Genomic DNA, 25413 nt, shown 5'->3' with positions numbered 1-25413 from the left:
CGAAGAAGCCCTACCCGGACTCCGGAAGGGGCCACACGTACGGCCCCTCCGGATCGTCCAGCCACGCCCACTCGCGCCCGCCGGCGACCGTGAGGCCGTACCGCTCGCGGGAGGGCATGCCCTCCCGCTCCCACAGCGCGTGCGCCTCCTCCGGGTCGAGGCTGCCGCGGGTCAGCGCCAGCAGGAAACGGAACAGGTCGCTCTCCCGGGCCCGGCGCGGCAGCCCCGCCAGGTGCGGGGGCTCCCGCCCGGGCCGGCCCTCGCCGCGCAGCGGCACGAAGTAGGCGGGCGTGGCCAGGAACCGTCCCTCCGCCTGCCCGTCGTCCCGCATCGTCAGCACCACCACGCCGGTGGCGAACGGCGTCAGGATCCGGCCGCCGGGCCGGCACTGGCCGAGCCAGGCGTGCGGGATCGACGGCAGCCTGCAGGTGGCGATGATCCTGTCGTAGGGGGCGTGCTCGGGCACCCCGCGCGCCCCGTCGCCCGTGACGACGGCCGGGTGGAAGCCGGCGGCGTCGAGGTGCCGGCGGGCGGACTCGGTGATCTCCGGGTCGAGGTCGACGGTGGTGACCTGCGCGTCGCCCAGGCGGTACGCCAGCAGGGCCGCGTTGTAGCCGGTGCCGGCGCCGATCTCCAGGACCCGGTGGCCCTCCTCGACGTCCAGCTCGGCCAGCATCATCGCCATCAGGGACGGCTGGCTGCTGGAGGAGAGCAGCTCGCCGTCGCGCATGCGGGTGGCCAGCGGGGTGTCGTCGTAGGCGCCGCGCACCCAGCGCTCGCGGGCGGCGGGGTCGGGGTGCTCGCCCCAGCGGCGTTCGTATCCGGCGGTGCCCGCCACGTAGTAGTACGGCACGAACAGATGGCGCGGGACCGCGGCGAACGCCGCCTTCCACGCCGGGTCCCCGGCGAAGGCCCCGCTCGCCTCGATCGCGCGCACCAGCTCCGCCCGTGCCTCGTCGGCGATGTCCTCCAGCTCCCGGCCGGCCGTGTCCGTGCCCATGCCTCCACTGTGCTGCCCGCGGCGCCGCGAGGCGAGTGCCGCGCCCGCCATCGGTGCCCGGCGTCCACGCGCCTCCGAGGCAGGTCCTAAGCCTCAGGTCCTCCGTCCGCGCGTCTGAGACCATGGGGGACGTGAATGAGATTCGGCGCGGCACGCTTCAGGAGCAGACCTTCTACGAGCAGGTCGGCGGGGAGGAGACCTTCCGCCGGCTCGTCCACCGTTTCTACCAGGGAGTCGCCGAGGACCCGCTGCTGCGGCCGATGTACCCGGAGGAGGACCTGGGCCCGGCCGAGGAGCGGCTGACCCTGTTCCTCATCCAGTACTGGGGCGGCCCCACCACCTACAGCGAGAACCGCGGCCACCCCCGCCTGCGGATGCGGCACGCCCCCTTCACCGTCGACCGGGCCGCGCACGACGCGTGGCTGCAGCACATGCGGGTCGCCGTCGAGGAGCTGGGGCTGTCCGAGGAGCACGAGCGCACGCTGTGGAACTACCTGACGTACGCGGCGGCCTCGATGGTGAACACCCCCGGCTGAGCCCCGCCGCTGACAGCCGCTGACAGCCACTGCCAGCCCCTGAGCGCCGCATTCCGGTCGCAGTGCCCCGGAATCCGGTCACGATCCGGTCAAGCCCGGTCCACAACCGCTTACCCGCGCCCCTCGCCCTCTGACACCATCGCCGACAGGTCTGGACAACGCGGGCACGCGGCGGACCCACGGGGGCGCGTACGGCAGGCGTGCGACAGGAGTGCGGGGGACGACGGCGGGGGGCCGGGTGACGGGGTTCGGGGGACTGGCACGCTTCGTCGTGCTGCGCGCGCGGGCGCACCGCCTGCTGCTGGCCGCCGCGCTGCTCACCGTCCTGCTGACGACGGCCGTCCTCGCCACGCTCACCGCGTACACGGGCGCGATCGGCGACGCGGCGCTGCGGCACGCCCTGGCCGACCCGCGCAACGCCGGCGACACCGCCCTGGTCGTCAAGGCCGACGTGCCGGCCGGGCAGCGCGCCGCCGCCGACCGCGCCGTACGCCGGGAGGCGCGCAGGACGTTCGACGGGCTGCCGGTGACCGTGCGGACACTGCTGCGGTCGGGGCCGTACGCGCTGCCCGGCCACCGGTCCGGGGACCCGGACCTCACCCACTTCGCGGCGCTCGACCCCACGCAGGTGCGGCTGGTGTCGGGCCGGCTGCCGCGCCCCGGCACGGCGGACGTCGAGGTGGCGCTGCCCCGGGCCGCCGCCGAGCGGCTGCGCCTCGCGCCCGGGACGCGGCTGACCCTCGCCGACCGGCTCGGCGGCCCGGCGGTGCGGGTGGAGATCACCGGCGTGTACCGGCCCGCCGACACCACGGCCCCGTACTGGCGGCTGGACGACCTCGCCGGGCGCGGCGTGAAGAAGTCCGGCTTCACGACGTACGGCCCGCTGCTCACCGACGCCGGGGCGCTGACCGGCGGCCGGGTGAGCGCCGGCCAGTCCGGATGGCTGGCCGCGGCCGACTTCTCGGCGCTGACCACCGGCCGGATCGACGCCCTGCGCGAGACGGCCCGCACCGGCGGGGCCTCCCTGCGGCAGCAGTCCGCGCTGCGCGGCACGACGGTCGCGACGACCGGGCTGCCCGACGTCCTGGACCGCGTCGAGCGCTCCCTGCTGGTCTCCCGCTCGACCCTGCTGATCGTCGCGCTCCAGCTGGTGCTGCTCGCGGCGTGCGCGCTGCTGCTGGTCGCCCGCCTGCTGAGCGCCGAACGCACCGCGGAGACCCGGCTGTTGCGGGCGCGCGGCGCGTCCCGGGCGCGGATCGCGGGCCTGGCCGCGCTGGAGGCGCTGCTGCTCGCCGTACCGGCCGTGCTGTGCGCCCCGCCGCTCGCCGGGCCGCTGACGAAGCTGCTGGCCGGGCAGGGCGCGCTCGCCCGGATCGGGCTGCGGCCGGAGGTGCCGCCGCTGGGCGGCGCGGGCGTGTGGCTGGTCACGGTCGGTACGGCGCTGGGCTGCGCGCTCGCGGTGACGGTGCCCGTGCTCACCCGCAGCGGCTGGCGGGTCGGCCGGGCGCGTGCGCTGCCAGGCGCGGTGCGGGCCGGGGCGGACGTCGGACTGCTGGCGGTGGCCGCGGTGGCGTACTGGCAGCTGGACAGCCGCAGCGCCGTCAACGACGACAGCACCGGCGCCCTCGGCGTCGACCCGCTCCTGGTCGCCGCGCCCGCGCTGGCGCTGCTCGCGGGCACGGTGGTGACGCTGCGGCTGCTGCCGCCGGCGGCGCGGCTCGCGGAGCGCCGGGCGGCCGGCGGGCGCGGGCTGACGACGGCCCTGGCGGGCTGGCAGTTCAGCCGCCGCCCGGCACGGCAGGCCGGACCGGTGCTGCTGCTGGTGCTCGCCGTCGCGCTCGGCATGCTGGCTGTCGGGCAGGGCGCCTCCTGGGACCGCTCACAGGAGGACCAGGCGGACTTCCGCGCCGGGACGGCCGTACGCGTCACGTCCGGCGGGCAGGGCGGCCCGGCCCGCACCGAACAGCTCGCGGCCGTCCCGCACGTCGACGCGGTGGCGCCCGTGCTGCGCACCTCGCTGCCACTGTCCGGGAACCGCGAGGCCACCGCCCTCGCCGTGGACACCGCGCACGCCGCGGACGCGCTGCTGATGCGCCCCGACCTCGCCGACGAGCCGGTACGGCCGCTGCTGGCCGGGCTCGGCCCGAAGGGCACCGCGGCCGGCGCGGCGGTTCCCGCGGGCACCGCCGCCCTGCGGCTGACCGCGACCCTGCGCGGCTCGGGCGGCACACCGCCGACGGACACCGATGTGACGCTGACGCTCCAGGACCGCTGGGGCATCCCCTACGACCTGCCGGCCGGCCGGCTCCCCGCCGACGGCCGCCCCCACCCGCTCGCCCCCGGCCTCGGCGGCCTGCGCGGCCCGCTGACCCTGACCGGACTCCAGCTGGTGCTGCCGCAGCCGGTCGGCCGGGGCGAGCGGCACCGGCTCACCCTCGACGCGCTGACCGCCACAGCCGCCGACGGCACCGCGCGCCGGCTGCCGCTGCCCGCGTCCTGGACGGTCGTCTCCCGGCTCGACGGCGGCTCCCTCTCCCCGGACGGGAAAGGCCGGCCGACCCGGGCGCGCCTGACCTCGACCGCGCCGCCGACGGTCGAGTACGGCACCGGGTTCCTCCCCCTGGACGACCCCTGGGCCAGCGGGACGGTGACGGTCCGGCTGCGGGCCGGACGGCCCGGGGCGGCGGAGGTGACCGGCGTGGCCACCGACCGTTTCCTCGACTCGGCGGGCGCGCGCGTCGGGGAGCGGGTGGACGCGACGTTCGGCGGGGAGACCGTGCCGGTGCGGATCGTGCGCGCGGTCCGGGAACTGCCCACGACCGCGGGCGCCCCGGGCGTCCCCGCCGCCTCCGAGGCCGGCGGGGCGCTGCTGGTGGACCTCCGCGCGGTCAACCGCGTCCTCCAGGACCGCTACGGCGCCGCCGTCGCGCCCACCGAGTGGTGGCTGCGCACCGCCGACCCGGCCAGGGTGGCGGCGGTCGTACGGGCCTGGCCGGACATGGAGCCGGGGCAGGTGCTGGTCCGCGACGAGCTGGCCGGACAGCTGCGGGACGACCCGTTCGGGGCGGGCCCGGAGACGGCGTTCACCGCGGCGGCCGGGGTGGCGGCGGCGCTCGCCGCGGTCGGGTTCGCCGTGAGCACCGCCGGTGCGCTGCGGGAACGGGACGCCGAACTCGCGGTGCTGCGCGCCCTCGGCGCCCGGCGTCGCCGGCTCGCCCGCATGATCGCCGCCGAGCACGGCGTCCTGGTCGCGCTGGCGCTCGCGGTCGGCGGCGCGCTGGGCGTCCTGCTGACCCGGGCGGTGATCCCGCTGATCCTGCTGACCACGGAGGCCACCCGCCCCGTCCCCGACGTCCTGGTCGTCCTGCCGGCGGGCCGGGTGGCCGTCCTGCTCACGGCGGTCGCCGCACTGCCGCTCGCCGTCACCGCCGTACTGGCGCGGCGGCAGGTGGACCCGGCGAGGGCGCTGCGGGAACAGGGAGGGGAGTGAGGTGCGGGGGTTGCGAGGCGTGGGCATCCGCGGGTGGCGTGGCGTGCGCATCCGCGGGTTGCGGGGCGTGGGCATCCGTGACGAGGGAGGGAGCCCTGGCCGGGGAGGGCGGGGCGTTCCCGGGCCAAGCCCTGTCCGGGGAGGGCATGGCATCCCCGCGCCCTGGCTCCGTACCCGGCTGCGGGCCGCTCCGGTCGCCGCGTGCGCGCTGGCCCTCCTCGTCGCGCTGACCGCGTGTCTGGCCGCCGCGCTGCCGCGCGCCGTCGACCGGTACGAGGACACCGCCCTCGCCCGCGCCGCCGAGCAGGCCCGCCCCGACCGTACGACCGTGCAGGTGTACGCCCCGCCCCCGCGCGTCGAGGCCGACCAGGCGGAGGACGTCGTGCGGTCGGTGCGGCCCGGCCTGCTCGGCGAGCAGTACCGGAAGATCCTCGCCCAGGTCCGCGCGCCGCTCGTCGCCGACCGGGACCAGTCGACGTACGGCGTGCGCACCACCGACCCCCTCGCCGTGCCCGAGCCGTGGCTGCCGCAGCCCTCCGGCCTGCCCGTCCGGATGATCGTGGCCGCGCAGCACGACCTCGCCGGCCATGTCACCGCGACGACCGGCCGGCTCCCCCGCGCCCCGGGGGCCGTGCCCCTGTCCGTGACCGAGGTGGAGGCCGCGGTCACCGCCGAGACCGCCAAGGCGCTGCGCATCAGGCCCGGTTCGGTGCTCCACTTCCCGAGCCCGCGGCTGGCTGGGCCGCTCACCGTGCGGGTGACCGGCATCGTCACCCCGCGCGCCCCCGAGCGCGCCTGGTGGGCCACCCAGCCCCTGCTGCGCGCCCCGTCGCTCAACCACCTCGCGGGCGGCGAACCGGGCGACGTGTACTGGGTCGGCGCGCTGCTGCTCCCCCCGGAGGCGGGCCCGGCCCTGCTAGGCCTGCCGGTGGCGAAGGAACGCTTCTGGAACATCGCCCCCGCCACCGGCGCCCTGCGCGGCGGCGACCTCGCGGGCCTGAAGTCGGCGGTGGCCTCCCTGGAGGGCGGCCCCGGACTGCGTCAGGTGCGCGCGACCGCCGGCTGGGAGGCCGGCACCGTCACCGAACTCGACCAGGTCTTCACCTCCTACGACGGCCTGCGGTCGGGCGTCCGCCCGCTCGTCGCCGTCGCCGCGGTGGGCGCGGGCACGGTCGCCGCGGTGGTGCTGGTGATGGCGGGCGGCCTGGCCGCCGACCGCCGCCGCGGCGAACTCGCCCTGCTGCGCGCCCGCGGCGCCTCCCTGCCCGGCCTCACCGGCCGCCTGTTCGCGGAGACGGCGACCGTGGCCGTACCGGCCGGCGCGGCCGGCCTGGCCGCCGCGCTGCTCGCCGTCCCCGACGGCCGGCTCCTGCCCGCGCTGGTCGCCGCCGCCGCGGTGACCCTGCTCGCCTGTGCCGCGCTGCCGCTGCGCGCACTCGCCGCCCACCGCCGCGTGACGGTGCACACCGACCGGCAGGACGTCACGGCGGTACGGCCGTCCCGGCGCCGCACCGTCGCCGAACTCACCCTGCTCGTGCTGGCCGTGGGCGCGGTGGTCATGCTGCGCCGGCAGGGCGGCTCGGCGGGCGGGCCGGTCGCGGCGGCGCCAGTGCTGGTCGGGGTGATCGCCGCGCTGGTCCTGGTCCGTGTGTACCCGCTGCCGCTGCGCCGGCTGGCCGGTCCCGCGGGCCGGCTGCGCGGAGTGGTCGGCCCGCTCGCGCTGGCCCGCGCGGGCCGCACCTCGGCCTCGGCCGTGCTGCCGCTGCTGGCCCTGCTGACCGCGCTGACGACCGCGGCGTTCGGCGGGTCGGTCCTCGCCGGGGTGGACGCCGCCCGGGACCGTGCGGCGCTGCTCGCGGTGGGCGCGGACGCCCGCGTCGAGGCGTCCGGCGGCCCGCTGCCGTCCCGGGCACCGGACCGGGTACGGCACCTCGCCGGGGTCCGGGACGTCGCAGCGGTCAGCCTCGCCTACCAGGCCCGACCGGGCGACGGCAACGCACCCGTGCCGCTGGCGGGCGTGGACCCCGCCGGGTACGCCCGTCTCACCGCCCGCACCGGCTTCGGTGCGTTCGACGCGGCCGGACTGAAGCGTCCGCGTGCGGCCGACGCCCCGCTCCCGGCCCTGGCGTCGCCGACGGTCGCCGCGACCTACGGCAGGCAGCCGTTCCTCGTCCGTCTGGAGGACGGCAGCGCGACCACCGTCCGCATCACCGCCGTACGGGACCGCACACCCGCCGTCGCCGGCGCCGACTTCCTCGTCGTGGACCGCGCCGGGCTGAGCGGGGACGCGGCCCGGCCGACGGCCCTGCTGGTCACCGGCGACGGCCTGACCGCGCACGCCCTCCGCCGGGCGACGGGCTCCGCGCCGGGCCTCGGCGTCCAGCTGCGCTCCACCGAACGCGCCCACTACGTCGACTCGCCCCTCCAGTCCGGCGCCGAGGACATCTACGGCGCGGCCGTCGCCGCGGGCGCCGGGTACACCGTCCTCGCTCTCCTCCTCTCCCTGCTGCGCGCCGCCCCGGAACGGGCCGCGCTGCTCGCCCGCCTCCGCACGATGGGCCTCACCCGCCGCGAGTCCCGGCGCCTGCTCATCCTGGAGTCCCTGCCCCAGTCCGCCCTCGCCGCGGCGGGCGGCACGCTGACCGGCTGGGCCACGATCCGTCTCCTCTCCCCCGGCATCGACCTCACGACGATCGCCCTGGCCACGGCCCCCGCCCCCACGGAAGCCCCCACCGCCCTCTCCACGGACCCCCTGTCCCTGACCCTCCCGGCACTCGCGGTCCTCACGGCGACGGTGACGGTGGCGGCCATCCAGGCGTGGTGGGTGGGGCGCAGGGGGGCGGTACGGGAGCTGCGGGCGGGGGATGCGCGGTGAGGGGCGGGGCGATGAGGGGCGAGGCCATGAGGGTTCTTGCCACCAGGCTGCGGCCGGCCGCGCCGCATTCCCACGTAGCTGCGGGCAGTCGTGCCGCTGGGGCGGCGCCCACCCGGCAGCCGGGCAGCCAGCCGACGCAGCTGCGACCAGCCGGGCCGCCTGTCGGCATAGCTGCGGGCAGTCGTGCCGCTGGGGCGGCACGGGTGGGCGCAGCGGCACCCCGCCAGCGCCGGGCCGCGCGACCCACCCCCGGCCCGCACCATCACCGGGCACCCACGCAGGAGACCCAATGACCGCCGACCCAACCCTCACCGACCTGGCTCAGAAGGCAAGCTCCGCCCGCCACACCCCCGCCTACGGCCACGACGCCCTGATCACCTGCGACCGCCTCGTCCGCATCTTCTCCGCGGACGGCATAGAGGTACAGGCCCTCCAGGGCCTGGACCTCCTCGTCCGCGAGGGCGAACTCATGGCCCTCGTCGGCGCCTCCGGCAGCGGCAAGTCCACCCTGATGAACATCCTCGCCGGCCTGGACACCCCCACCGCCGGCGCGGCCCGCGTCGCCGGCCACGACCTGCTGACGATGACGGCGAAGGACCGCCTGACCTACCGCCGCACGGTCGTCGGCTTCGTCTGGCAGCAGACCTCCCGCAACCTGCTCCCCTACCTGACCGCGGCCCAGAACGTGGCCCTCCCCCTCCAGCTCGGCGGCGACCGCACCCACCACACCCGCCGCGCCCGCGCCGAACGCGCCACGGAACTCCTGGAGTTGCTGGAGGTGGCCGATTGCCGCGACCGCCGCCCGCACGAGATGTCCGGCGGCCAGCAGCAGCGCGTGGCGATCGCGGTCGCCTTGGCCAACGACCCGTCCGTGCTGCTCGCGGACGAGCCGACCGGCGAACTGGACTCGCACACGGCGGAACAGATCTTCGCCGCGTTCCGCACGGCGAACGAGCGCCTCGGCACAACCATCGTCATCGTCACCCACGACCAGGCCGTGGCCGGCGAGGTCCGCCGCACGGTCGCCATCCGCGACGGCCGTACCTCCACGGAGGTCCTGCGCCGCAGCGAGGTGGACGAGACGACCGGGCACGAGCGGGTCGTCGCCCGCGAGTACGCCATGCTCGACCGCGCCGGCCGCCTCCAGCTCCCGGCGGACTACACCCGCGCCCTGGGCATGCGGGACCGGGTGGCGCTGGAACTGGAGCAGGACCACATCGCCGTATGGCCGGACGACAGCGAGGAAACCTGACCGGACCCGGCCGCTACCCGGGGGCCGTCAGCGGACGCTGACGCCGAGGTTCCCGAGAGCCCCGAGCCCCCCGGCCGCCCCGCCGACCCGCACGGCGACCGACCCGTACGGCGTGCGCAGCCGCAGCCACGCCCCGGACGAGAACAGCCCGGGCCCGGCGGCGACGTCACCGGACGCGTCCGGCGCGGGCGGGCGCAGGAAGCCGAGCGACTGCGCGGCGTGCACGGCGCGCACGGGCAGCCGGGTCTCCCCCACCGTGCGGGACCAGATCTCCCCGCCGATACGGTCGAGTTCGGCCCGGGTGCGCCGCCCGGGCGCCAGCTCCTGGGTACGGGAGCGGAACTCGGTGACGGCCGCGCCGACCAGCGCGTGCAGCGCGGCGGGACCGGGCAGCCCGGACTCGCGCCGCCAGCCGCCGCGCGGGGGCAGCACCCCGGCCCACGGAGGGCCGGTGACCGCGGCGGGCACTCCGGCCGTGGCGCCCGCCTCGTCCACGGACTCCAGCAGCTCACCCGCGGACACGGTGACGTCCAGGGTGACGTCGAGGCCGTCCTCGTACGGCTTGGCCAGCCGTACGGCGCGGATCGCCAGCACCTCGAAGGAGGGCGGCCGGCCGAACACGGCGAGTGCCGTGCCGGCGGCCTGCAGGCGTACCGCGGCTCCACGGTCGTAGTGGAGCAGCCGGGAGAGGAAGGCCGCGAGGTCCGCGGCCTCCGTCTCGTCGGCGAGGTGGAGCACCGTCATGCGGCGACGGCCCCCTGCCGGCCCGCGTCGTCCATGTACTCCTTGAGGAACGCGCGCTCCTCGTCGGTGATCCGGCGGGGCCGCTGCTGCTCGAAGTCGAACGGCACGATCACCGTCGAGGCCCGCACATAGACGACGTCCCCGTCCTTCACCTCGTAGGCGAGGGTGAAGGACGCGGCGCGGATCTCGGTGACCCACAGCTCGATGTCGACCGGGTGGTGCCGGTGGACGAGCTGCTGCTTGTAGTCGATCTCGTGGCGTGCCACCACCGACCCCTGCTTGAAATCCTTGTCCGGGCGGAACAGGAAGTCGATACGGGCCTCCTCCAGGTAGCGGAGGAAGACCACGTTGTTGACGTGGCCGTACGCGTCCATGTCCGCCCAGCGCAGTGGGCAGCGGTAGGTGTGCCGCAAGATCGATCAGCCCCGGGTCAGCTTCTTGTAGGTGGCGCGGTGCGGACGGGCGGCGTCCGGACCGAGCCGCTCGACCTTGTTCTTCTCGTAGGACTCGAAGTTGCCCTCGAACCAGAACCACTTGGAGTCACCCTCGTAGGCGAGGATGTGCGTGGCGACGCGGTCGAGGAACCACCGGTCGTGGGAGACGACGACGGCGCAGCCGGGGAACTCCAGCAGCGCGTTCTCCAGGCTGGAGAGGGTCTCGACGTCGAGGTCGTTGGTGGGCTCGTCGAGGAGCAGCAGGTTGCCGCCCTGCTTGAGGGTGAGCGCCAGGTTGAGGCGGTTGCGCTCACCGCCGGAGAGCACACCGGCCGGCTTCTGCTGGTCCGGGCCCTTGAAGCCGAACGCGGACACGTACGCCCGGCTGGGCATCTCGACCTGTCCGACGTTGATGTAGTCGAGCCCGTCGGAGACGACCTCCCACAGCGTCTTCTTCGGGTCGATGTTCTCGCGGCTCTGGTCGACGTACGAGATCTTGACGGTCTCGCCGACCTTGATCGCGCCGGAGTCCGGCTCCTCCAGGCCCTGGATCATCTTGAACAGGGTGGTCTTGCCGGCGCCGTTCGGGCCGATCACGCCGACGATGCCGTTGCGCGGCAGCGTGAAGGAGAGGTCCTCGATCAGGACCTTCTCACCGAAGGCCTTGTTGAGCTTGTCGACCTCGACGACGATGCTGCCCAGCCGCGGGCCCGGCGGGATCTGGATCTCCTCGAAGTCCAGCTTCCGCATCTTCTCGGCCTCGGCCGCCATCTCCTCGTAGCGGGCCAGACGCGCCTTGGACTTGGCCTGCCGACCCTTGGCGTTGGAGCGAACCCATTCGAGCTCCTCCTTCAGCCGCTTGGCCCGCTTGGCGTCCTTCTGCCCCTCGACCTTCAGACGGGTCTGCTTGGTCTCCAGGTACGTGGAGTAGTTGCCCTCGTACGGGTAGGCGCGGCCGCGGTCCAGCTCCAGGATCCACTCGGCGACGTTGTCGAGGAAGTACCGGTCGTGGGTGATGGCCACGACGGTGCCCGCGTACTTGGCGAGGTGCTGCTCCAGCCAGTTCACCGACTCGGCGTCGAGGTGGTTGGTGGGCTCGTCGAGCAGCAGCAGGTCGGGGGCCTCCAGCAGCAGCTTGCACAGCGCGACGCGGCGCTTCTCACCACCGGAGAGGTTGGTGACGGGCCAGTCGCCGGGCGGGCAGCCCAGGGCGTCCATGGCCTGCTCCAGCTGGGCGTCGAGGTCCCAGGCGTTGGCGTGGTCCAGCTCCTCCTGGAGCTTGCCCATCTCCTCGAGCAGGGCGTCCGAGTAGTCGGTGGCCATCAGCTCGGCGATCTCGTTGAACCGGTCGAGCTTGCCCTTGATCTCGGCGACACCCTCCTGGACGTTCTCCAGGACGGTCTTCTCCTCGTTCAGCGGGGGCTCCTGCAGCAGGATGCCGACGCTGTACCCGGGCGACAGGAACGCGTCGCCGTTGGACGGCTGCTCGATCCCCGCCATGATCTTCAGCACGGTCGACTTACCGGCGCCGTTCGGGCCGACGACGCCGATCTTCGCCCCGGGGAGGAAGTTCAGGGTGACGTCGTCGAGGATCACCTTGTCGCCGTGCGCCTTGCGCGCCTTGCGCATGGTGTAAATGAACTCAGCCAAGAGAAACCGTCCGGCAGCTTGAATCTGGCAGTGGGCAGATACACCCCATCTTGCCGTACGGCCACCCTTGCGCGGAAACGCGTTATACCCGGGCGGCCCTGACCTGGCCCTTCAGGGCCGGAATCGCTGTTGCAGGATGTGCGCCATGTCACTGACCTTCGGCCGGGATGCCCTGATCTCTTCGGGGAAGCTCGGCTCTGCGGCCGTCCTGCGACATCCGCGGCTGCCGGAGAACGACCCGCTGGTACGGCGCCACGTGTACGGAGTCTGATCCGTCCCGCAGGCCCGGTGGGCGTGGCCTGGTCGGCTCCGCCCGCAGGTCCGGTCGGTCCTGCGGGCGGATGCGGTCGGCCCTGCGGGCGTGTCCGGTCAGTCCTGCGGGTGGGTCTCCTTGCGGCGGAGGAGTACCAGGACCGCGCCGCCGATCACCACCAGGCCGATGGCGGTGCCCGTGATCAGCGGGGTGGTGGTGGAGCCGCCGGTCTCGGCGAGGTTGGTGTCGGGGGCCGTGCCGCCGACCGTGGCGGGGCTGGGCTCGCTGACGGTCTGGGTGGTGACCTCGGGCGCGTTGCTCTGGGTCTTGCAGTCGAGGACGCCCGAGAACCGCTTCTGGAGGCCGCCGGGCCCGGTGATCGTGAAGTCGTAGGCCTGGTCCTCCAGCAACGGCAGCGTCACCGTCCGTGACGCGCCCGCCGGGATGGAGTGCTCCACGCCCATCAGTGTGAAGGCGAACGGCTGGTCGCCGGTGTTGCCGGCGGTGATGTCCACGCTGCCCTTGGCGCAGTTCCGGGCGGCGGACAGGGCCGGTATCGCGCCCTGCTCCGCCCAGGTCGCGCCGGCCGTCGCCGAGACCGTGGACTCGCTGGAGCCGGCCAGGATCTGGGTCTGGCTGCGCTCCTCGGAGGTGAAGGCCCGGCCGACGGGGACGGTCGTGGAGGCCTGCACGGTCAGCTCGGCGGAGCCGGCCGCCGCGTCCTCGGGCACGTCGAAGAAGAGGCGGCTGCCGTCCTGCGCCGTGGTGACCGGCTTGCCGTCCGGCCCGACGATCCGCACCCCGCTCACCGCGGCGTCCGCCGGCGGGCTCACCGTGACACTGCCCGCGTCGGTGTGCACGGTCACCGGGCCGAGCGGCTTGTCGGGGCGGCCGGAGACCGCGGGCGGGTCGAGGGTGAGCGACGCCTTCGGCTCGGGCAGGGACCGCGCGCTCTTGTGGAGGTAGTCGGCGAGCTGCTCCGCCTGCGGGTCGAGCGCGTCGACATCGGCGCCGTCGGAGTAGCGCCAGATGGCGACCTGGGTGCCGGCCGCGGCGTCCTGCTCGGTGAGGCCGCCGTTGATGCCGGCCTGGTCGGCGAGGGCCGCGAGGTCGTTCACCTGCGGGTAGGAGTGCTGCAGGATCCAGCGGATCTTGCCGGCGTCCTTGTTGGCGGCGAGCGAGGTGCCGCTCCAGGGCGTCTCGTGGTACCGGGCGTCCCGCTGGGTGGCGGTGTGCAGGTCGACGCAGTAGGTCTGCAGGGTGCCACCGCCGTCGACGGACATCTCGAACAGGCCGGCGGACACCTGGAGGTCGTCCTGGCCGCCGCCGGAGTCGTGGATCACGGCGGTGCCGTACGTCTTCAGGCCGCCGATGACGGCACTGGCCCCGCCCCGGGTCTGCGCCGCCTCGTCGGCGGCCGCCGGGCCGGCCGCGATGAACGCGCCGGCGGTGAGGAGCCCGGACACCAGCGTCGTGGCGGCGACGCGGCCGTACACAGAAAACACGGAATTCCCCTCCGAGCAGGACCCGTTGACGTGGGGGGTACGGGGTCCCACCAGCAGAATCAGGAGCCTGGCAGCTCTGTCCGGCATCCTAGGGACGCGACGGACCCCCGTTTCGCCGTCATATCGTCGGACAAGCGATCCGACTCGTAATCGTTATCGCCGAAGCGGCCCGCGAGCAGGGCTTATCGACAAATCCACCGGTCTGTTCGGGGCGTATTCGCCGATAAGCCGCAGCCCGTTTCAGCTCGGGGCAGACGCTGACATCAGGTCACCGCGAGTTCGGCGTCGGCGCGTTGGTCCGCGCTGTCCGAAGTGGCGGGCGGTGTCTCCCAGTTGGGCTCCGGACGGTCCGGTGGCGCGGTCGTCTCCGCGCGGCCGGCCCGTCGGAAGACGGACGTACCCCGCGACAGATCATGACCGATCGCGACCGCGTCGATATCCGCCGAGGTCCAGTTCTGCCCGTCGCGTACGTCCGTGCGGACCTTCAGCCGGCCCTGCACCACGACCGGTTCGCCGACCGACAGCGAGGCCGCCGCGTTCACGGCGAGCTGCCGGTTGGCCCACACGGTGAAGAAGTTGGTGTGCCCGTCCGTCCAGACGCTCTTCTCCCGGTCCCAGTAGCGGGCGGTCACCGCCAGCCGGAACCGGGCCGACGGCCCCGAGGCCAGGTCCCGGTAGACCGGCGCCGTCGCCACGTTGCCCACCACGCAGATGACCGTCTCGTTCATCGTGAACTCCCCTCCCCCGACCGGCCCCGGCCGGGCGGAAACGCCGACGGGCCCGTCCCGTGCGGCTGCGTCCGGCTGCGGCGGCGCGCACTCCCCGCACGCTCACCGCTGCCGCGGCCATCGCGTCCGTCGCGACCGCCGCACCGCCAGACTGCCTCCGCCGGGCCGGGCCCGCAGAGCCCTGTGGACCGCCCCCCGACCTGTGGAAAAGCGCACCACCCGGACGAGTGACCGGTGCCCGGACGAAAGCCCGGTCACCTCACCCGAACGGAGCCGAGCGCTCACGCAAGTTCAACGCGCTCCCGCGCCCACCCCCGTGACCCGCGCGTACTGCTCCCGCACCTCCCGGTACCGCAGCAGCTCCGCCGCCACCGGATCCAGCACCCGCGCCCGGCCGCACCCGGCGGCCGCCTCTCTCAGCCTGCGCTCGGCCTCCTGCCCGTACCGCCGGGCCGGTCCGCGGGCCGCCATCTTGCAGCTCCACTCCACCAGCGGCCCCCCGACGATCCCGGCGATCATCAGCAGCACCGGCACCCCGAGGTTCGGCGACATCACCCCGACGATCTGCCCCACCAGCCACAACCCGCCCACGACCTGCAGCAACGTCATCGACGCCTGCGCCAGCACCGCCGCCGGCCACCAGCCCGGCCGCGGCGGCCGCCCCGGAGGCAGCCCCGCCCGCGCCGCCAGCTGGTCCAGCGCCTCGGGCAGCCCCTGCGCGCCACGTACGGCCGCCTCGCGCACCGCCTGCGCCCACGGCGCGGGCAGCCCGGCCGACGCCCGGTCGGCCACCGTACGCACCGCCTGTTCCACCCGCTGCCGGGCCGTGGCCTCCTCGTCGGCCGGCGTACGCAGCAGCAGCCGCCCCGTGGGAGGTTCGCGCCGGTCCTGGAACCAGCGCCACAGCCGCAGCCACGGCGTCCCGCAGGCCCGGTTGGCATTGCGCAGCCAGGCCCGTTCGGCGGCCTCGCCCGCCGCGGTGGCGCCGACCGCGTCCGCGAGCCGCGCGGCGAACTCCTCCCGCGCCTGCTCGCTGAGCCCGGTGCGCTGCCGGGCGGCGTACACGGGCCACAGTTCGGCCGCGGCGGCGTCCACATCGGCGGAGATCCGGCGGGCCGCGGCCCCGCGCTCCGTGACGAACTGACCGAGCGCCTCCCGCAGTTCCGGCACCCCGTCCCCGGTGAGCGCGGACAGCGACAGCACGGTCGCCCCCGGCTCGCCGTACTCGCCGAGCGCGATGCCGTCCTCGTCCAGCAGCCGCCGCAGATCGTCCAGGACCAGCTCGGTCGCCTCGCCGGGCAACCGGTCGGTCTGGTTGAGCACGATGAACATCACCTCGGCGTGGCCCGCCATGGGCCGCAGATAGCGCTCGTGCAGCATGGCGTCGGCGTACTTCTCCGGGTCCACGACCCAGATCACCGCGTCGACCAGGCGCAGGATGCGGTCCACCTGCTCGCGGTGCTGTACGGCGGCGGAGTCGTGGTCGGGCAGGTCGACCAGGACCAGCCCGCGCAGCTGCGCCTCCAGCTCGGCGTTCTGCACCGGGCGCCGCCGCAGGCGGGGCGGGATGCCGAGCCGGTCGATGAGGCCGGCGGCGCCGTCGCTCCAGCTGCACGCGATGGGCGCGGCGGTGGTCGGCCGGCGCACGCCGGTCTCCGAGATGGTCACCCCGGCGAGCGCGTTGAACAGCTGGGACTTGCCGCTGCCGGTGGCACCCGCGATGGCGACGACGGTGTGCTGCCCGGAGAGCCTGCGCCGCGCCGCCGCCTCGTCCAGCACCCGCCCGGCCTCGGAGAGGGTACGGCTGTCCAGCCGGGTCCGGGAGAGCCCCACGAGCTCGCGGAGCGCGTCCAGCCGCGACCGCAGCGTCCCGTCGTACGCGAGCGGCGCCACCCCCTGCGACCCGCTGCCCCGGGCCTCCAGCACGACGGCCTGCTCCGCTGCGGCCCCCTCGGCCACCCGCCGCGCGATGAGCCCGTCGTCCCAGGCGGGGCCGGAGTCGGTACGGGGGGACTCGGCAGGAGGAGATTCCGGGCGGCGGGATTCCGGCCGACGGGATTCGGTACGGCGGGATTCGGTACGGCGGGAGGGGGCGTCGTCCCCGGAGGAGCCGCCGGCGGGCGTAGGCGGCGGGGCGGACGGCGCGGACGAAGCAGACGGCGCGGACGAAGCGGACGAGGCGCCGGAAGGACCGTCGGCACCACGCGCGCGTACGGCGTCGTCTTCATCCTCGTCCCCGTCTTCGTCCCCACGCGCGCGTGCGTCCCCGTCGCCCGGCCCGGCCTCGGGCGCCGCGGGCGAGGCACCCGCCTCGACGCCGGCGTCCTCCCCGGCCCTCTCGGCGCTCTCAGCGCCCTCGGTGTCGCCCCCCGCGCCCTGCCCCGAGCGTTCGCCCCCGTCGGCCCCCCGCCCGTCACCGTCTTCCTCCTTCTCACCGTCGGGCGCGGGAAGGCTGCGGTCGTCGTCCTGCACGGTCCCCTCCCCGGGGTGGTCGGCGTCGTCCGTGGGGTGCTGATCAGTGACGTCCGTGACGCCCCTGTGGTCCTGGTCAGTGACGGCGGTCACCGGTCACCTCTCTTTCTGCAGCAGGGACAGCGCGGCGATGAGTTCGGCCTGCGGCTCCGCGTGGACATCGAGCCCGTCGAGGGGGGCGAGGCGGCGTTCGCGCTCGGTGTGCAGGACGCGGTCGACGTGCTCGGTGAGCAGCCGCCCGCCGCGGTCGCGCAGCCGCAGGGCACCGTGCGCGCCGAGCCGCTCGGCGAGCCCCTCGCCCGCGCTGCGCGCCCGGCGCCCGCCGAGCAGGGCGGTGGCGACGAGGGCGGCGACCACCTCGGGGTCGGGTGCGGAGCTGCGGTCCAGCTCGCGCACCTCCTCCTCGGCGAGCTCCTCCAGCTCGCGCCGCCACCGCCGTACCGCGAGCCCGATCCGGTGCTCCGCGCTCTCGGCGGTGTCGTCGGGGTCGGCGAGGCCGGGGGCGGCGGCAGCGGGTTCGCGGCGCCAGGCGTCGTCGATGCGCTCGTCGGCGGCGGTGACGGCGCACAGCAGCAGCGTGGCGAGGCTCTCCACAAGGGCGTCGAGCAGCTCTCCGGCGGTGCAGTCCAGCGGGAAGGCCCGCCAGCGCTTGAGGGCGTCGCCGGCGAGGACCGCACCGGCCTGCAGCCGGTTCCGCACGCGCGTGTGCTCGCTGTCGTACGCCCCGTCGACGGCGGCGGTGAGCCGGAGGGCGGCGGCGTACTGCTGGGCGGTGGCGTTGGCGAGTTCGGGCATGCGGGACTTGAGGGAGTCGAGGACGCCGTAGGCGGTGCGGGCCATGGCGTGCTGGCGGGCGCCGGGGTCCTGGGTGTGGTGCACGAGCCAGGTGCGCAGCGGGGCCACGGCGGTGGCGGGGAGCAGCCCGCCGCCCCAGGCGGACTCGGGCAGTTCGGGCACGGTGAAGCGGGGTACGTCGCCGAGGCCGGCCTTGGTGAGGAGGGCGCCGTACTGCCGGGAGACCTCGGAGACGACCTGGTGGGGTACGCGGTCGAGGACGGTCACGAGGGTGACGTCGTACTCCTTGGCGGTGCGCAGCATGTGCCAGGGCACGGCGTCGGCGTAGCGGGCCGCCGTGGTGACCATCACCCAGATGTCGGCGGCGCAGATGAGTTCGGCGGCGAGGACGCGGTTGTCGGCGACGAGGGAGTCGATGTCGGGGGCGTCGAGGAGGGCGAGGCCGGGCGGCACGGTCTCGGCGGTCTCGATGCGCAGCACGCGCGCGGGGTTCTCGTCGGGGAGCAGCAGGTCGTCACCGGGGTCCTGTTGGGGCACCCACACGCGGGTGAGGTCGGGCAGTACGCGCATCCCGCTGAACCAGTGATGGTCCTCCGGATGGCATACGAGCACCGGCGTCCGGGTCGTCGGCCGCAACACTCCCGCCTCGCTGACGCGTCGTCCGACCAGCGAGTTGACGAGCGTCGACTTGCCGGCGCCGGTCGAACCCCCCACGACGGCCAGCAAGGGCGCTTCGGGCTGCCGCAGGCGGGGCACCAAGTAGTCGTCGAGCTGGGCGAGCAGTTCGTCGCGGCTGGCACGCGCGCGTGGAGCCCCTCTGAGGGGCAGCGGGAAGCGTGCGGCGGCGACGCGGTCGCGCAGCGCGGAGAGTGCGTCGAGCAGCTGAGGCCGTACGTCCAAGGTCACCACATGCGAAGAATGCCCAATTTTAGGGGAATTCTGAAGCATATAGGCATGTCTGCGCGCCGACTGAACACAAGGGACGGAAGGGACGACCGGGACATGGGCGCAGCGCAGGCATAACGAGTGCACAACACCCGTGGCGCGGGGCGCCAAAAGCGGTGCACGATTCGTACCTGCCTGCGATTATCAGGACCGCTTCACCGAACCTCCACATCGAGCCACGGAGGCGAAGCGACAGGGTCAAGGATCCGGGAGCCCTATCCTTGACCCCGGCAACGTCACGGCACAGCCCACACCCGGGCACCACGACAGAGGCCACCACACCAGGCCCCCGTAGCTCAGTGGATAGAGCAGGCGCCTTCTAAGCGCTTGGCCGCAGGTTCGAGTCCTGCCGGGGGCGCATGTCTCCGCCCTCCCCTTGGGAGGGCGTTTTTGCTGGTCGGGGTGGGTGCGGGCGGGCATGGCGGAGCCCCGGACGCCCGATCGATGATCTAGGCCGGGGTCCGAGGCTGTACGGCTGTCACCGGGTTCTCACGGATGGCCGTGTCACATACGGGTCGAAGCCCCCGGCCCGGGGATCAGCCGGCGCCGGGCCGCTCTAGCGGATCGCCCGCGGCTTCGAGGCGATGCCAGCGAGGCCTTACGTGACCTACGCCAAGCCCGACCGATGACGGATCCGGCGACTCGACCGACCCGCTCCGGGCAGGCAGATCGATCGGGCGCGGGGGGCCGACTCATGCCACTGGTCGTCGATGTCGAGCTCGGGCAAGGTCACGTCCTCCACTCGCTTTGGCCACGGCTTCCTCGGCGCGTGTGGCACACCAAGACGCTCATGCAGTCGCGCTCACCAGATGAAGGATGTGCACCACGCCTGACAGGGCGTCAGAGGGTCAAGTCCGAGTCGCTTGAACGCCCGCTCACGCAGAGACATGCACAGCGGTCAGGCGGACCTGACCCGTCGGGGTTGGCTTACCCCTGACCGCACTGGCCACCGTGCGAAACGAGTACACCCAGACCTCGGCCGACGGCGGGATAGGACTTTCTCTACTTCATCAAGGCGGGTCGCTCCGCTCCCCGCGCACAGCACCCCGCCGCCTGATGTCAGAGAAGGGTTACGTCGTGGCTGGGGCGGTCAGTTCCACGGCTTTAGCCACCTCCCCGGTCCGGGTCCCGCGTCGAGCAAGACCAGGGGGCCACTCGTGCACATTGCGGGCAGGTCCAAAGCCTGCCCGAGTTGCCAACCAGCGTACGGCCCCCTGATCATGCTCGACCCCAGACCGGGCAGGCCACCGGCCAAACCCGCTCCGCCGACCTCTCGTGCGTCCTACCATCGGTTTAGATCTCGCCAGGGGAGGGGCCGTGACAGACACCGAAGACCGGCACAGGGTGCGACACGTCACCATCGAGGCATTCGGCAAGACCTTCAAGAACATGCTTCCAGGGAACGCGGAGGATCTGCGGACGCTAGAGCAAGAAGGGGCCATTTATGCTGAATTCGCAGACAGGGACGAGGAAGGAACCTTCCTCGGAACTTTCACCCGATACCGAATCGCACTCACCCCTGCAGAAATCTATGAGTACGTCGAGGCAAGCGTCGCAGAACAGCAGTTCATGAAAGCCTTTCAAGAGACGAGGGACTTCACGGCAGCAGTCTTGGCCATCGAGGATGAAAAATACCGGAAACGCGTCACCGAGTACGGTGAGTACGGAAGTCGCCCGTTCAAAGACGGGACCGTAATTGACATCCGCGGATGCTCAGCAAGTTTTCTCGGCCCCCACCTAGAGAGCCTCGTGTGCGGCGGTCAGAAGGAACGATACGAGCGCCTTCCTGCGCTGGGCAGCCAGGGCAACCAAGAAGAGCTTGTCCATCAAGCCCTGAAATCAGTTGCCATTTCAGCACGAAGAATGGCTTCACGCTCTCACGGTCGGCCCGCCCTCACGGTAGCTAACGAATACGACGTGCAGGATCTCGTAGAGGTAGCACTAAGTGCAGTGTTTCCGAAGGTCGAGCGAGAGGAATGGACCCCGCAAAACGCCGGTTCAGCTAAGCGAATTGACCTGATCGTAAAAGATGAGGGAATTCTCATCGAGTGCAAGTACGTTCGAGACGCGGCGCACGCCAAGAAAATTGCATCCGAGCTGCAAATTGACTTCGAGAGCTACCACTGGCACCCGGATTGCCGTCGACTGTTCGCGTACATCTACGACCCCAATCACTTCATCGCGGATCCTGAGTCCTTTTCCAAGGATCTAAACGGTTTGCGACGGAAGCAAGATCACGAATTCCTCGTCAGTGTCGTAATTGGGTAGGAATAACCTTAGGTTCGCTATAATAACGTCCTTTTCCTGCATCAGGAGGGCGCCAAGAAACTGGAACATCCCTGGGCTAGTACCACTAGGCAACGGAACAGCGCACCGCTGAGTGTCTAACTGCGTGACAACGCCGACGCACAGCGGCGGACGACCACGCACACCTGCGGACCGTCACAGCAGGTGAGAGGCGCAGCGACGCAAGGTCAGCCGCCAGCCCAAGTTACTTCGGGACGAAGAGGACGTGGGTGCAATCCCGCCACCCCGACGTTGGCCAGAGCCCCATTCACGTGGTCGTGAATGGGGCTCTGACGTGCTCGAGGGCCAAACAGGGAGACAAACGAGATTGATCAGGCCACCATGTCGCCTTCTTCCTGTTCTTCCGTGCGCTCCGCTTCCTGATCTTCGCGGGCACAGTCAGGGGCTTTCGAGGACCCCGCGGTGGAGGTACCAGGCGCTGTCAGCCAATCCATAGCGCAGGGCTGTGTCCCAAGCATTGAGGCCGTGGGTACTAGCGCGCTGCTCGGCGTCCTCTTGCAGGTGTGCGATCAAGCCCGGCACACCGCTCTCGCGGCGTATCTTCTGGTGCAGCCACTGGTTGCCAGTCACCTCGGATATACAGAACTCAGCATATCGCTCTGCCAGCTTGAAGGTGTGAAAGTGATATTCTACGCGGGCACGTAGTTCAGCGTCCCATTCAGGCAGGGCCTGGATGCGGAACTGCACGGGCCAGCTCGTGATGTCCGCAAAAAGATAGCGTCCGGTCTGGCCGGGGCGGTCGTAGTAGGGATGGAGCGTGCGCTGGCTGGCGGTGGCACCAATCCGGTCGCCTTTCATCTGGTTGCACTTGCTGCACGCCGGCACAAGGTTGACCGGACAAATCGCGTAGAGCGGGAGCATGTCCTTGGGCAGATGATGGTCGAGCGAGCCGATCTCGCCGTTACCGCAGAGGAGGCAGCGCCCGTACGGAGCGCGGGCCTTGAGCTCGTCGTACTTTATCCTCCCGTCCTTACGCCCGACCAGCCCCGCATTGTAAAGCTCTTTCAGGTGCTCACCGTCGCGATCGGGCAGTAGCTCCTCGGCTTCCCGGGAAGTGATAGCGAGCCTGTATAGATCGTTATGCTCGGCAGCGTCGATGTAGGTCTGCTCGGCTGTGGACAAGTCCTTTTCGCGGGCCAAAAGCCGAATTCTCAAGACGGAGTTCCGCAGCCTCTTGCAGGAAGCGGTCAGCGTGTCTTTGACCGTCATGACCGGAGGGTCGATCGGAATCATGAGGTTCTCCGGTGATGACGGGAGGTGAGAACACGCAGCAAACCTCGGGCTTCGCTGCCCAGCGATTCAAAGTCTGCCAGGATCTCTTGATAGCTGCGCCCCTCGTCGACCTCCTTAGCCAGGGCAGCATAGAAACCGGTGGCGGTGGACTCCAAGCCGAAGGCTTCGTGAGTGAGAGTACTGACGTTCTCCCCATAAGTTTCCATCAGTGGCCGCTCAGCTTTGACAATGTTGCCATATCGGCGCAGCTTGTAAACGCACGATTTCGGCACCTCCTGCAGGACGACCGGTGAGTGCGTGGCCACGACCGCCATCCCGTTGACATCCGAGAGGAAGTCGGACAGTGCACGGATGAACGCCGACAATAGCGGTGGTTGAAGATGTGCTTCGGGTTCGTCCATGAAGACGACCGTGCGCTCGGTCACCTCCTGGACCAGCCGCGTCAAGGTCAGCAAAGCGATCTTGTGGCCGGAGCTCAGCGGCGCAAAGAGTCGTATCGCGGCGGCCCTAAATCGGCGGTCAGAGCCCTCGTGCAAAAGCTCTTCAAGATCGCCTGTGTAGTCCTCCAAGAAACCGGACTCCGGATAACTGAGCGTGGCCAGGATCTGCTCCCACCGGCTACGACGGGCACCGATTCGGGCCGTCGCCAGACTCTCGGCGAATTCCGCGGATAGGTCTTCGCTCGTCTTCAAACGCTGCGGCTCCTCATCGTCCCGCAGCCCGATGTAGGCGAAGCCTGCGTCCGGGTGATGAAACAACTCATCGAAGGCGCTGAAGGAGACCAGTACCACGTTCGGTGTGGCCTTAGCTGCGCGGGCAGCCAGCTGGGTGACCTCAATGCTCCCGGACGCCACCCCTTCAGCCATCGCACGCATCATGCTGGTCTTGCCCACTCCATTACGGCCGATCAAAGCATGCACGTTGCTTGGCGGCAGAGAGGCGGGACTGGCACGAAAGCTTAGTGTAGGTGGTTCGTACCCTGAACCCTCAGGCAAGGGAGGCGCATATTCCCACTGGAAGTCGACGACACGATCGCGGCCGCGGGCAATGAGATGGAGGCGCTCCAGCTCCGCGCGGGGATGACGCACATCGCGCATCAGTGAGTCTGTGAAGACTCGCAGATGCCATACGCGTTCCACGAAGTCCACGCTGTAGTCGTACGCTACATCCCGCAACGCAGTCAGAATGCTGGTTCTGTCGTGATCACCCAGCTTTCTGAGCGACTCGTAATAAGTGTCATCGAGGCCCAGGCTGAAGTAATCTTCGTCGAGCCACTCGAACCGGCTCGGCAGGCGTTCCTCAGTTCGAAAGAATTCGTCATGGTGGCCTGAGCCCATATCGAGATGGCCGATTCGGACACCACCGATGGACTTCGCATCCCTCCCGCGACGCTTGATGCCCAGCTTGAACAGCGTCACGAAGCCGTAGTCATTCCAGCTGTCCGGTACTAGGTAGGCTCCGCTGTAGTCCGCAGGCAGATCCCGTAGCCGCTTCACCACGACGAACTGCATGATGCCCTCCCATGACCCCATGACCCCATGACCCCATGAGCTGGAGTCTTCTTCGGCCACGGTAGTCGTCGTCCCACGTTGGTCTCGCGGATACCCCACATGAGGTCCGGGCGGCTTGTCGATGCAGCCCGATCGCTGCCGACGGTCAGGGTCAGGGCTCATCTCACGACTGGTCCTGCCGCCGAAACTCGACCAGACCGGCCACAAGGCCCTCCCCCTCAGCTTGAGGAGATCCCAGGCAAGCACGGCAGCAGGCCAAGAAGCCTGCCATCAGCGCGTAAAGGCCCACAGTCTGACATCACCGGTTGACGTCAACGGTGCCGGATCGGAACGGTCAGGGGGTCGCGGCCTGGAAGCTAGTGAAGTCCCACGGGTGCGTTGCTTGAAGTGCGTTGGGTCGGCGATCGCACCCTGTCGGGGGAGAGAAGCCGGCGGACTGGTCCAGTTGAAACGGTGAGCCCACACGGGTCGGAACCCGTCCCTGCCGGAGCGCGACGTGATGGCGTCGGCAACATCGGAAGGCAGAACCGGTTTTCCTGGGCGTTCTGACCAGTTGCTGGTTGGTTCGTGGTGACGATCAGGGTCGTCCCAGAGTGCTTCGCATGCTCCACGGCATACGTACACGGCGACCAGTGGAGACCCTGGCCATAGGTGGGCCTGCGTCGCAGCCGCCAGCGATAGCTCGTGCCGTCGACGACTATGCGTCGTGCCCCCTTGCGTCCCAGCGCGATGTCCTTCCCTCGTTGCCCATATGCTGCGGCCAGTGGTTGAGCGCGTGCGACGTCCGGGCCGTCCCTATGCCGACGACGTCAGTCGACGCCGGCCGACAATGACAGAAGCCCACGGCATCCGAGGAGGTCAAAACCGTGGGCTTCTTCTGTCCCGCTGATCAGCGGTTCTCAGGAGCGATGAGGGTCGCTCAGCGCCAGAAGGTGACCGCGGCTGACTGCAACGCGGAGAACATCCCGCAACGCCCTGGTCAGTTCCCTCGCCAGCCGTTCCAAGTCTTCCGGGCTGGCGCCCTGGTCGTCGAGGGTGTCGGAGGCATGCTCCAACAACTCGGCCGCCGTCCCCAGTTGCACCGCTTCGATGTTGTCCGCCAGCCGGGACATGTAGCCGGCCTTGTCGTCGGTGTCCAAGTAGCAGGGCTTCCCCTCCGGCCCCGACCACGGGAGGAGTCGCAGTTCGTTCGGTGCCGTCATCGTTGGGTTCCCTTCTCATCGGTCACGTCGTGGTGGTGAAGACCGCGTCGACGCGATCCCCGGGGAACACGAGAAGCGCGGCCTCGACGACTCGACCGGTGGAGTCGGTCGCGACCCGTGTGATCGCGAGGGCTGCCGCCGTTCGGCCGATCCGGAGGGCGGATGCCTCGTCCGGTGTCGGTGGACGAGCGCATACCGTCTCCCGGACAGTTGCCGGTGCCGAGCCGAGGACAGCGAATCGCGTGGCCGTGTCCCGCAACGAGGAGTCGTCGCCCAGCACGTCGGCCGATGCCAGGTCGCGCGGGATGTAAATGCGGGCCAGACCGTGCGGTGAGTCTCCCTCATGGCTGATGCAGAAGAACTCAGCGAGAGGGGTGCCCGTCGGCACCCTCAGCAAGGACGTCAGATGGCCGTCTGCCTGCACGATGGCGGTGCGAACAGTCACGCGCATGGCCACTTCAGCGGCGGTCCATGGGTCCAG

The 25413-nt window shown here is 71.7% G+C and carries 18 protein-coding genes and 1 tRNA gene; 7 read left to right on the top strand and 12 right to left on the bottom strand.

Features of this window, described 5'->3' with window-relative positions; genetic code table 11:
* Positions 1-10 precede the first annotated feature (10 nt).
* Positions 11-1000 carry a methyltransferase domain-containing protein gene (locus IE308_RS20870; protein ID WP_190219092.1) on the bottom strand — a complete coding sequence of 330 codons (990 nt, stop codon included), beginning with the start codon at positions 998-1000 and terminating at the stop codon, positions 11-13.
* A 122-nt stretch (positions 1001-1122) separates the two neighbouring features.
* On the opposite strand from IE308_RS20870, the gene IE308_RS20865 reads away from it, so the two are divergent.
* From IE308_RS20865 to IE308_RS20850, 4 genes are all read left to right on the top strand, one after another.
* Positions 1123-1536, top strand: coding sequence for a globin (locus IE308_RS20865; RefSeq protein WP_110628230.1), 414 nt, complete (start codon positions 1123-1125; stop codon positions 1534-1536).
* A gap of 238 nt (positions 1537-1774) precedes the next feature.
* Positions 1775-5026: an FtsX-like permease family protein gene (locus tag IE308_RS20860; protein WP_190219091.1), complete on the top strand. Its 3252-nt coding sequence runs from the start codon at positions 1775-1777 to the stop codon at positions 5024-5026.
* A 67-nt stretch (positions 5027-5093) separates the two neighbouring features.
* Complete coding sequence (locus tag IE308_RS20855; RefSeq protein WP_373314545.1) at positions 5094-7901, top strand: FtsX-like permease family protein; 2808 nt, start codon at positions 5094-5096, stop codon at positions 7899-7901.
* A 289-nt stretch (positions 7902-8190) separates the two neighbouring features.
* Positions 8191-9153 carry an ABC transporter ATP-binding protein gene (locus IE308_RS20850; protein WP_190219090.1) on the top strand — a complete coding sequence of 321 codons (963 nt, stop codon included), beginning with the start codon at positions 8191-8193 and terminating at the stop codon, positions 9151-9153.
* A gap of 27 nt (positions 9154-9180) precedes the next feature.
* Here the strand turns inward: IE308_RS20850 and IE308_RS20845 are convergent, their stop codons facing one another.
* Genes IE308_RS20845 through ettA form a run of 3 tightly spaced genes read right to left on the bottom strand, consistent with a single transcriptional unit; the run spans position 9181 to position 11981 of the window.
* Complete coding sequence (locus IE308_RS20845; RefSeq protein WP_190219089.1) at positions 9181-9897, bottom strand: DUF8010 domain-containing protein; 717 nt, start codon at positions 9895-9897, stop codon at positions 9181-9183.
* The gene (locus IE308_RS20840) at positions 9894-10310 is read right to left on the bottom strand and encodes an acyl-CoA thioesterase (RefSeq protein WP_110628234.1); all 417 of its coding nucleotides are present in this window, start codon (positions 10308-10310) and stop codon (positions 9894-9896) included. Before IE308_RS20840 ends, IE308_RS20845 begins: the two co-directional genes overlap by 4 nt.
* A 6-nt stretch (positions 10311-10316) precedes the next feature.
* Entirely contained in the window at positions 10317-11981 is a 1665-nt protein-coding gene (gene ettA, locus IE308_RS20835) for an energy-dependent translational throttle protein EttA (RefSeq protein ID WP_110628235.1), read from the bottom strand.
* A 145-nt stretch (positions 11982-12126) separates the two neighbouring features.
* Here ettA and IE308_RS37255 point away from each other — a divergent pair, with 145 nt between their 5' ends.
* Positions 12127-12252, top strand: coding sequence for a hypothetical protein (locus IE308_RS37255; protein ID WP_268256486.1), 126 nt, complete (start codon positions 12127-12129; stop codon positions 12250-12252).
* 98 nt (positions 12253-12350) lie between these two features.
* Here the strand turns inward: IE308_RS37255 and IE308_RS20830 are convergent, their stop codons facing one another.
* The 4 genes from IE308_RS20830 to IE308_RS20815 all read right to left on the bottom strand — a co-directional run bounded on the left by IE308_RS20830 (position 12351) and on the right by IE308_RS20815 (position 18643).
* Complete coding sequence (locus IE308_RS20830) at positions 12351-13739, bottom strand: Cys-Gln thioester bond-forming surface protein (protein WP_229908979.1); 1389 nt, start codon at positions 13737-13739, stop codon at positions 12351-12353.
* Positions 13740-14002: 263 nt separating this feature from the next.
* The gene (locus IE308_RS20825) at positions 14003-14467 is read right to left on the bottom strand and encodes a single-stranded DNA-binding protein (RefSeq protein WP_190219087.1); all 465 of its coding nucleotides are present in this window, start codon (positions 14465-14467) and stop codon (positions 14003-14005) included.
* Between the two features lie 291 nt (positions 14468-14758).
* Positions 14759-17032 carry a YfjP family GTPase gene (locus IE308_RS20820; RefSeq protein WP_190219086.1) on the bottom strand — a complete coding sequence of 758 codons (2274 nt, stop codon included), beginning with the start codon at positions 17030-17032 and terminating at the stop codon, positions 14759-14761.
* 3 nt (positions 17033-17035) lie between these two features.
* Positions 17036-18643, bottom strand: coding sequence for a dynamin family protein (locus IE308_RS20815; RefSeq protein ID WP_190219085.1), 1608 nt, complete (start codon positions 18641-18643; stop codon positions 17036-17038).
* Between the two features lie 321 nt (positions 18644-18964).
* Here IE308_RS20815 and IE308_RS20810 point away from each other — a divergent pair.
* Positions 18965-19037 (top strand) — tRNA-Arg (locus IE308_RS20810).
* Between the two features lie 959 nt (positions 19038-19996).
* A complete protein-coding gene (locus IE308_RS20805; RefSeq protein ID WP_190219084.1) occupies positions 19997-20947 on the top strand; it encodes a PD-(D/E)XK nuclease domain-containing protein in 951 nt (316 codons plus the stop codon).
* Between the two features lie 417 nt (positions 20948-21364).
* On the opposite strand, the gene IE308_RS20800 is transcribed toward IE308_RS20805, so the two are convergent.
* The 4 genes from IE308_RS20800 to IE308_RS37010 all read right to left on the bottom strand — a co-directional run.
* Positions 21365-22219, bottom strand: a complete 855-nt coding sequence (locus IE308_RS20800; protein WP_190219083.1) for a hypothetical protein — start codon at positions 22217-22219, stop codon at positions 21365-21367.
* Complete coding sequence (locus IE308_RS20795) at positions 22216-23730, bottom strand: AAA family ATPase (RefSeq protein WP_190219082.1); 1515 nt, start codon at positions 23728-23730, stop codon at positions 22216-22218. Before IE308_RS20795 ends, IE308_RS20800 begins: the two co-directional genes overlap by 4 nt.
* 899 nt (positions 23731-24629) lie before the next feature.
* Positions 24630-24932: a hypothetical protein gene (locus tag IE308_RS20790; protein WP_190219081.1), complete on the bottom strand. Its 303-nt coding sequence runs from the start codon at positions 24930-24932 to the stop codon at positions 24630-24632.
* A 22-nt stretch (positions 24933-24954) separates the two neighbouring features.
* Positions 24955-25413: UTRA domain-containing protein (locus IE308_RS37010; RefSeq protein WP_229908978.1), on the bottom strand; the 459-nt coding region annotated here is incomplete at its 5' end.

Origin of the sequence: Streptomyces griseosporeus, from assembly GCF_014656055.1 — a bacterium.
In the GTDB taxonomy this organism is placed as follows: domain Bacteria; phylum Actinomycetota; class Actinomycetes; order Streptomycetales; family Streptomycetaceae; genus Streptomyces; species Streptomyces griseosporeus.
The sequence above is the reverse complement of the archived record's forward strand: the minus strand, read 5'-3'. Positions and strand labels throughout refer to the sequence as shown.

Excerpts from the sequence above, each read along its gene's own strand:
- IE308_RS37255 (WP_268256486.1), top strand. The coding sequence starts at position 12,127 with ATGTCACTGACCTTCGGCCGGGATGCCCTGATCTCTTCGGGGAAGCTC.
- IE308_RS20870 (WP_190219092.1), bottom strand. The coding sequence starts at position 1,000 with ATGGGCACGGACACGGCCGGCCGGGAGCTGGAGGACATCGCCGACGAG.
- IE308_RS20845 (WP_190219089.1), bottom strand. The coding sequence starts at position 9,897 with ATGACGGTGCTCCACCTCGCCGACGAGACGGAGGCCGCGGACCTCGCG.
- IE308_RS20825 (WP_190219087.1), bottom strand. The coding sequence starts at position 14,467 with ATGAACGAGACGGTCATCTGCGTGGTGGGCAACGTGGCGACGGCGCCG.
- IE308_RS20850 (WP_190219090.1), top strand. The coding sequence starts at position 8,191 with ATGACCGCCGACCCAACCCTCACCGACCTGGCTCAGAAGGCAAGCTCC.
- IE308_RS20865 (WP_110628230.1), top strand. The coding sequence starts at position 1,123 with ATGGGGGACGTGAATGAGATTCGGCGCGGCACGCTTCAGGAGCAGACC.
- IE308_RS20800 (WP_190219083.1), bottom strand. The coding sequence starts at position 22,219 with ATGATTCCGATCGACCCTCCGGTCATGACGGTCAAAGACACGCTGACC.
- IE308_RS20795 (WP_190219082.1), bottom strand. The coding sequence starts at position 23,730 with ATGCAGTTCGTCGTGGTGAAGCGGCTACGGGATCTGCCTGCGGACTAC.
- IE308_RS20790 (WP_190219081.1), bottom strand. The coding sequence starts at position 24,932 with ATGACGGCACCGAACGAACTGCGACTCCTCCCGTGGTCGGGGCCGGAG.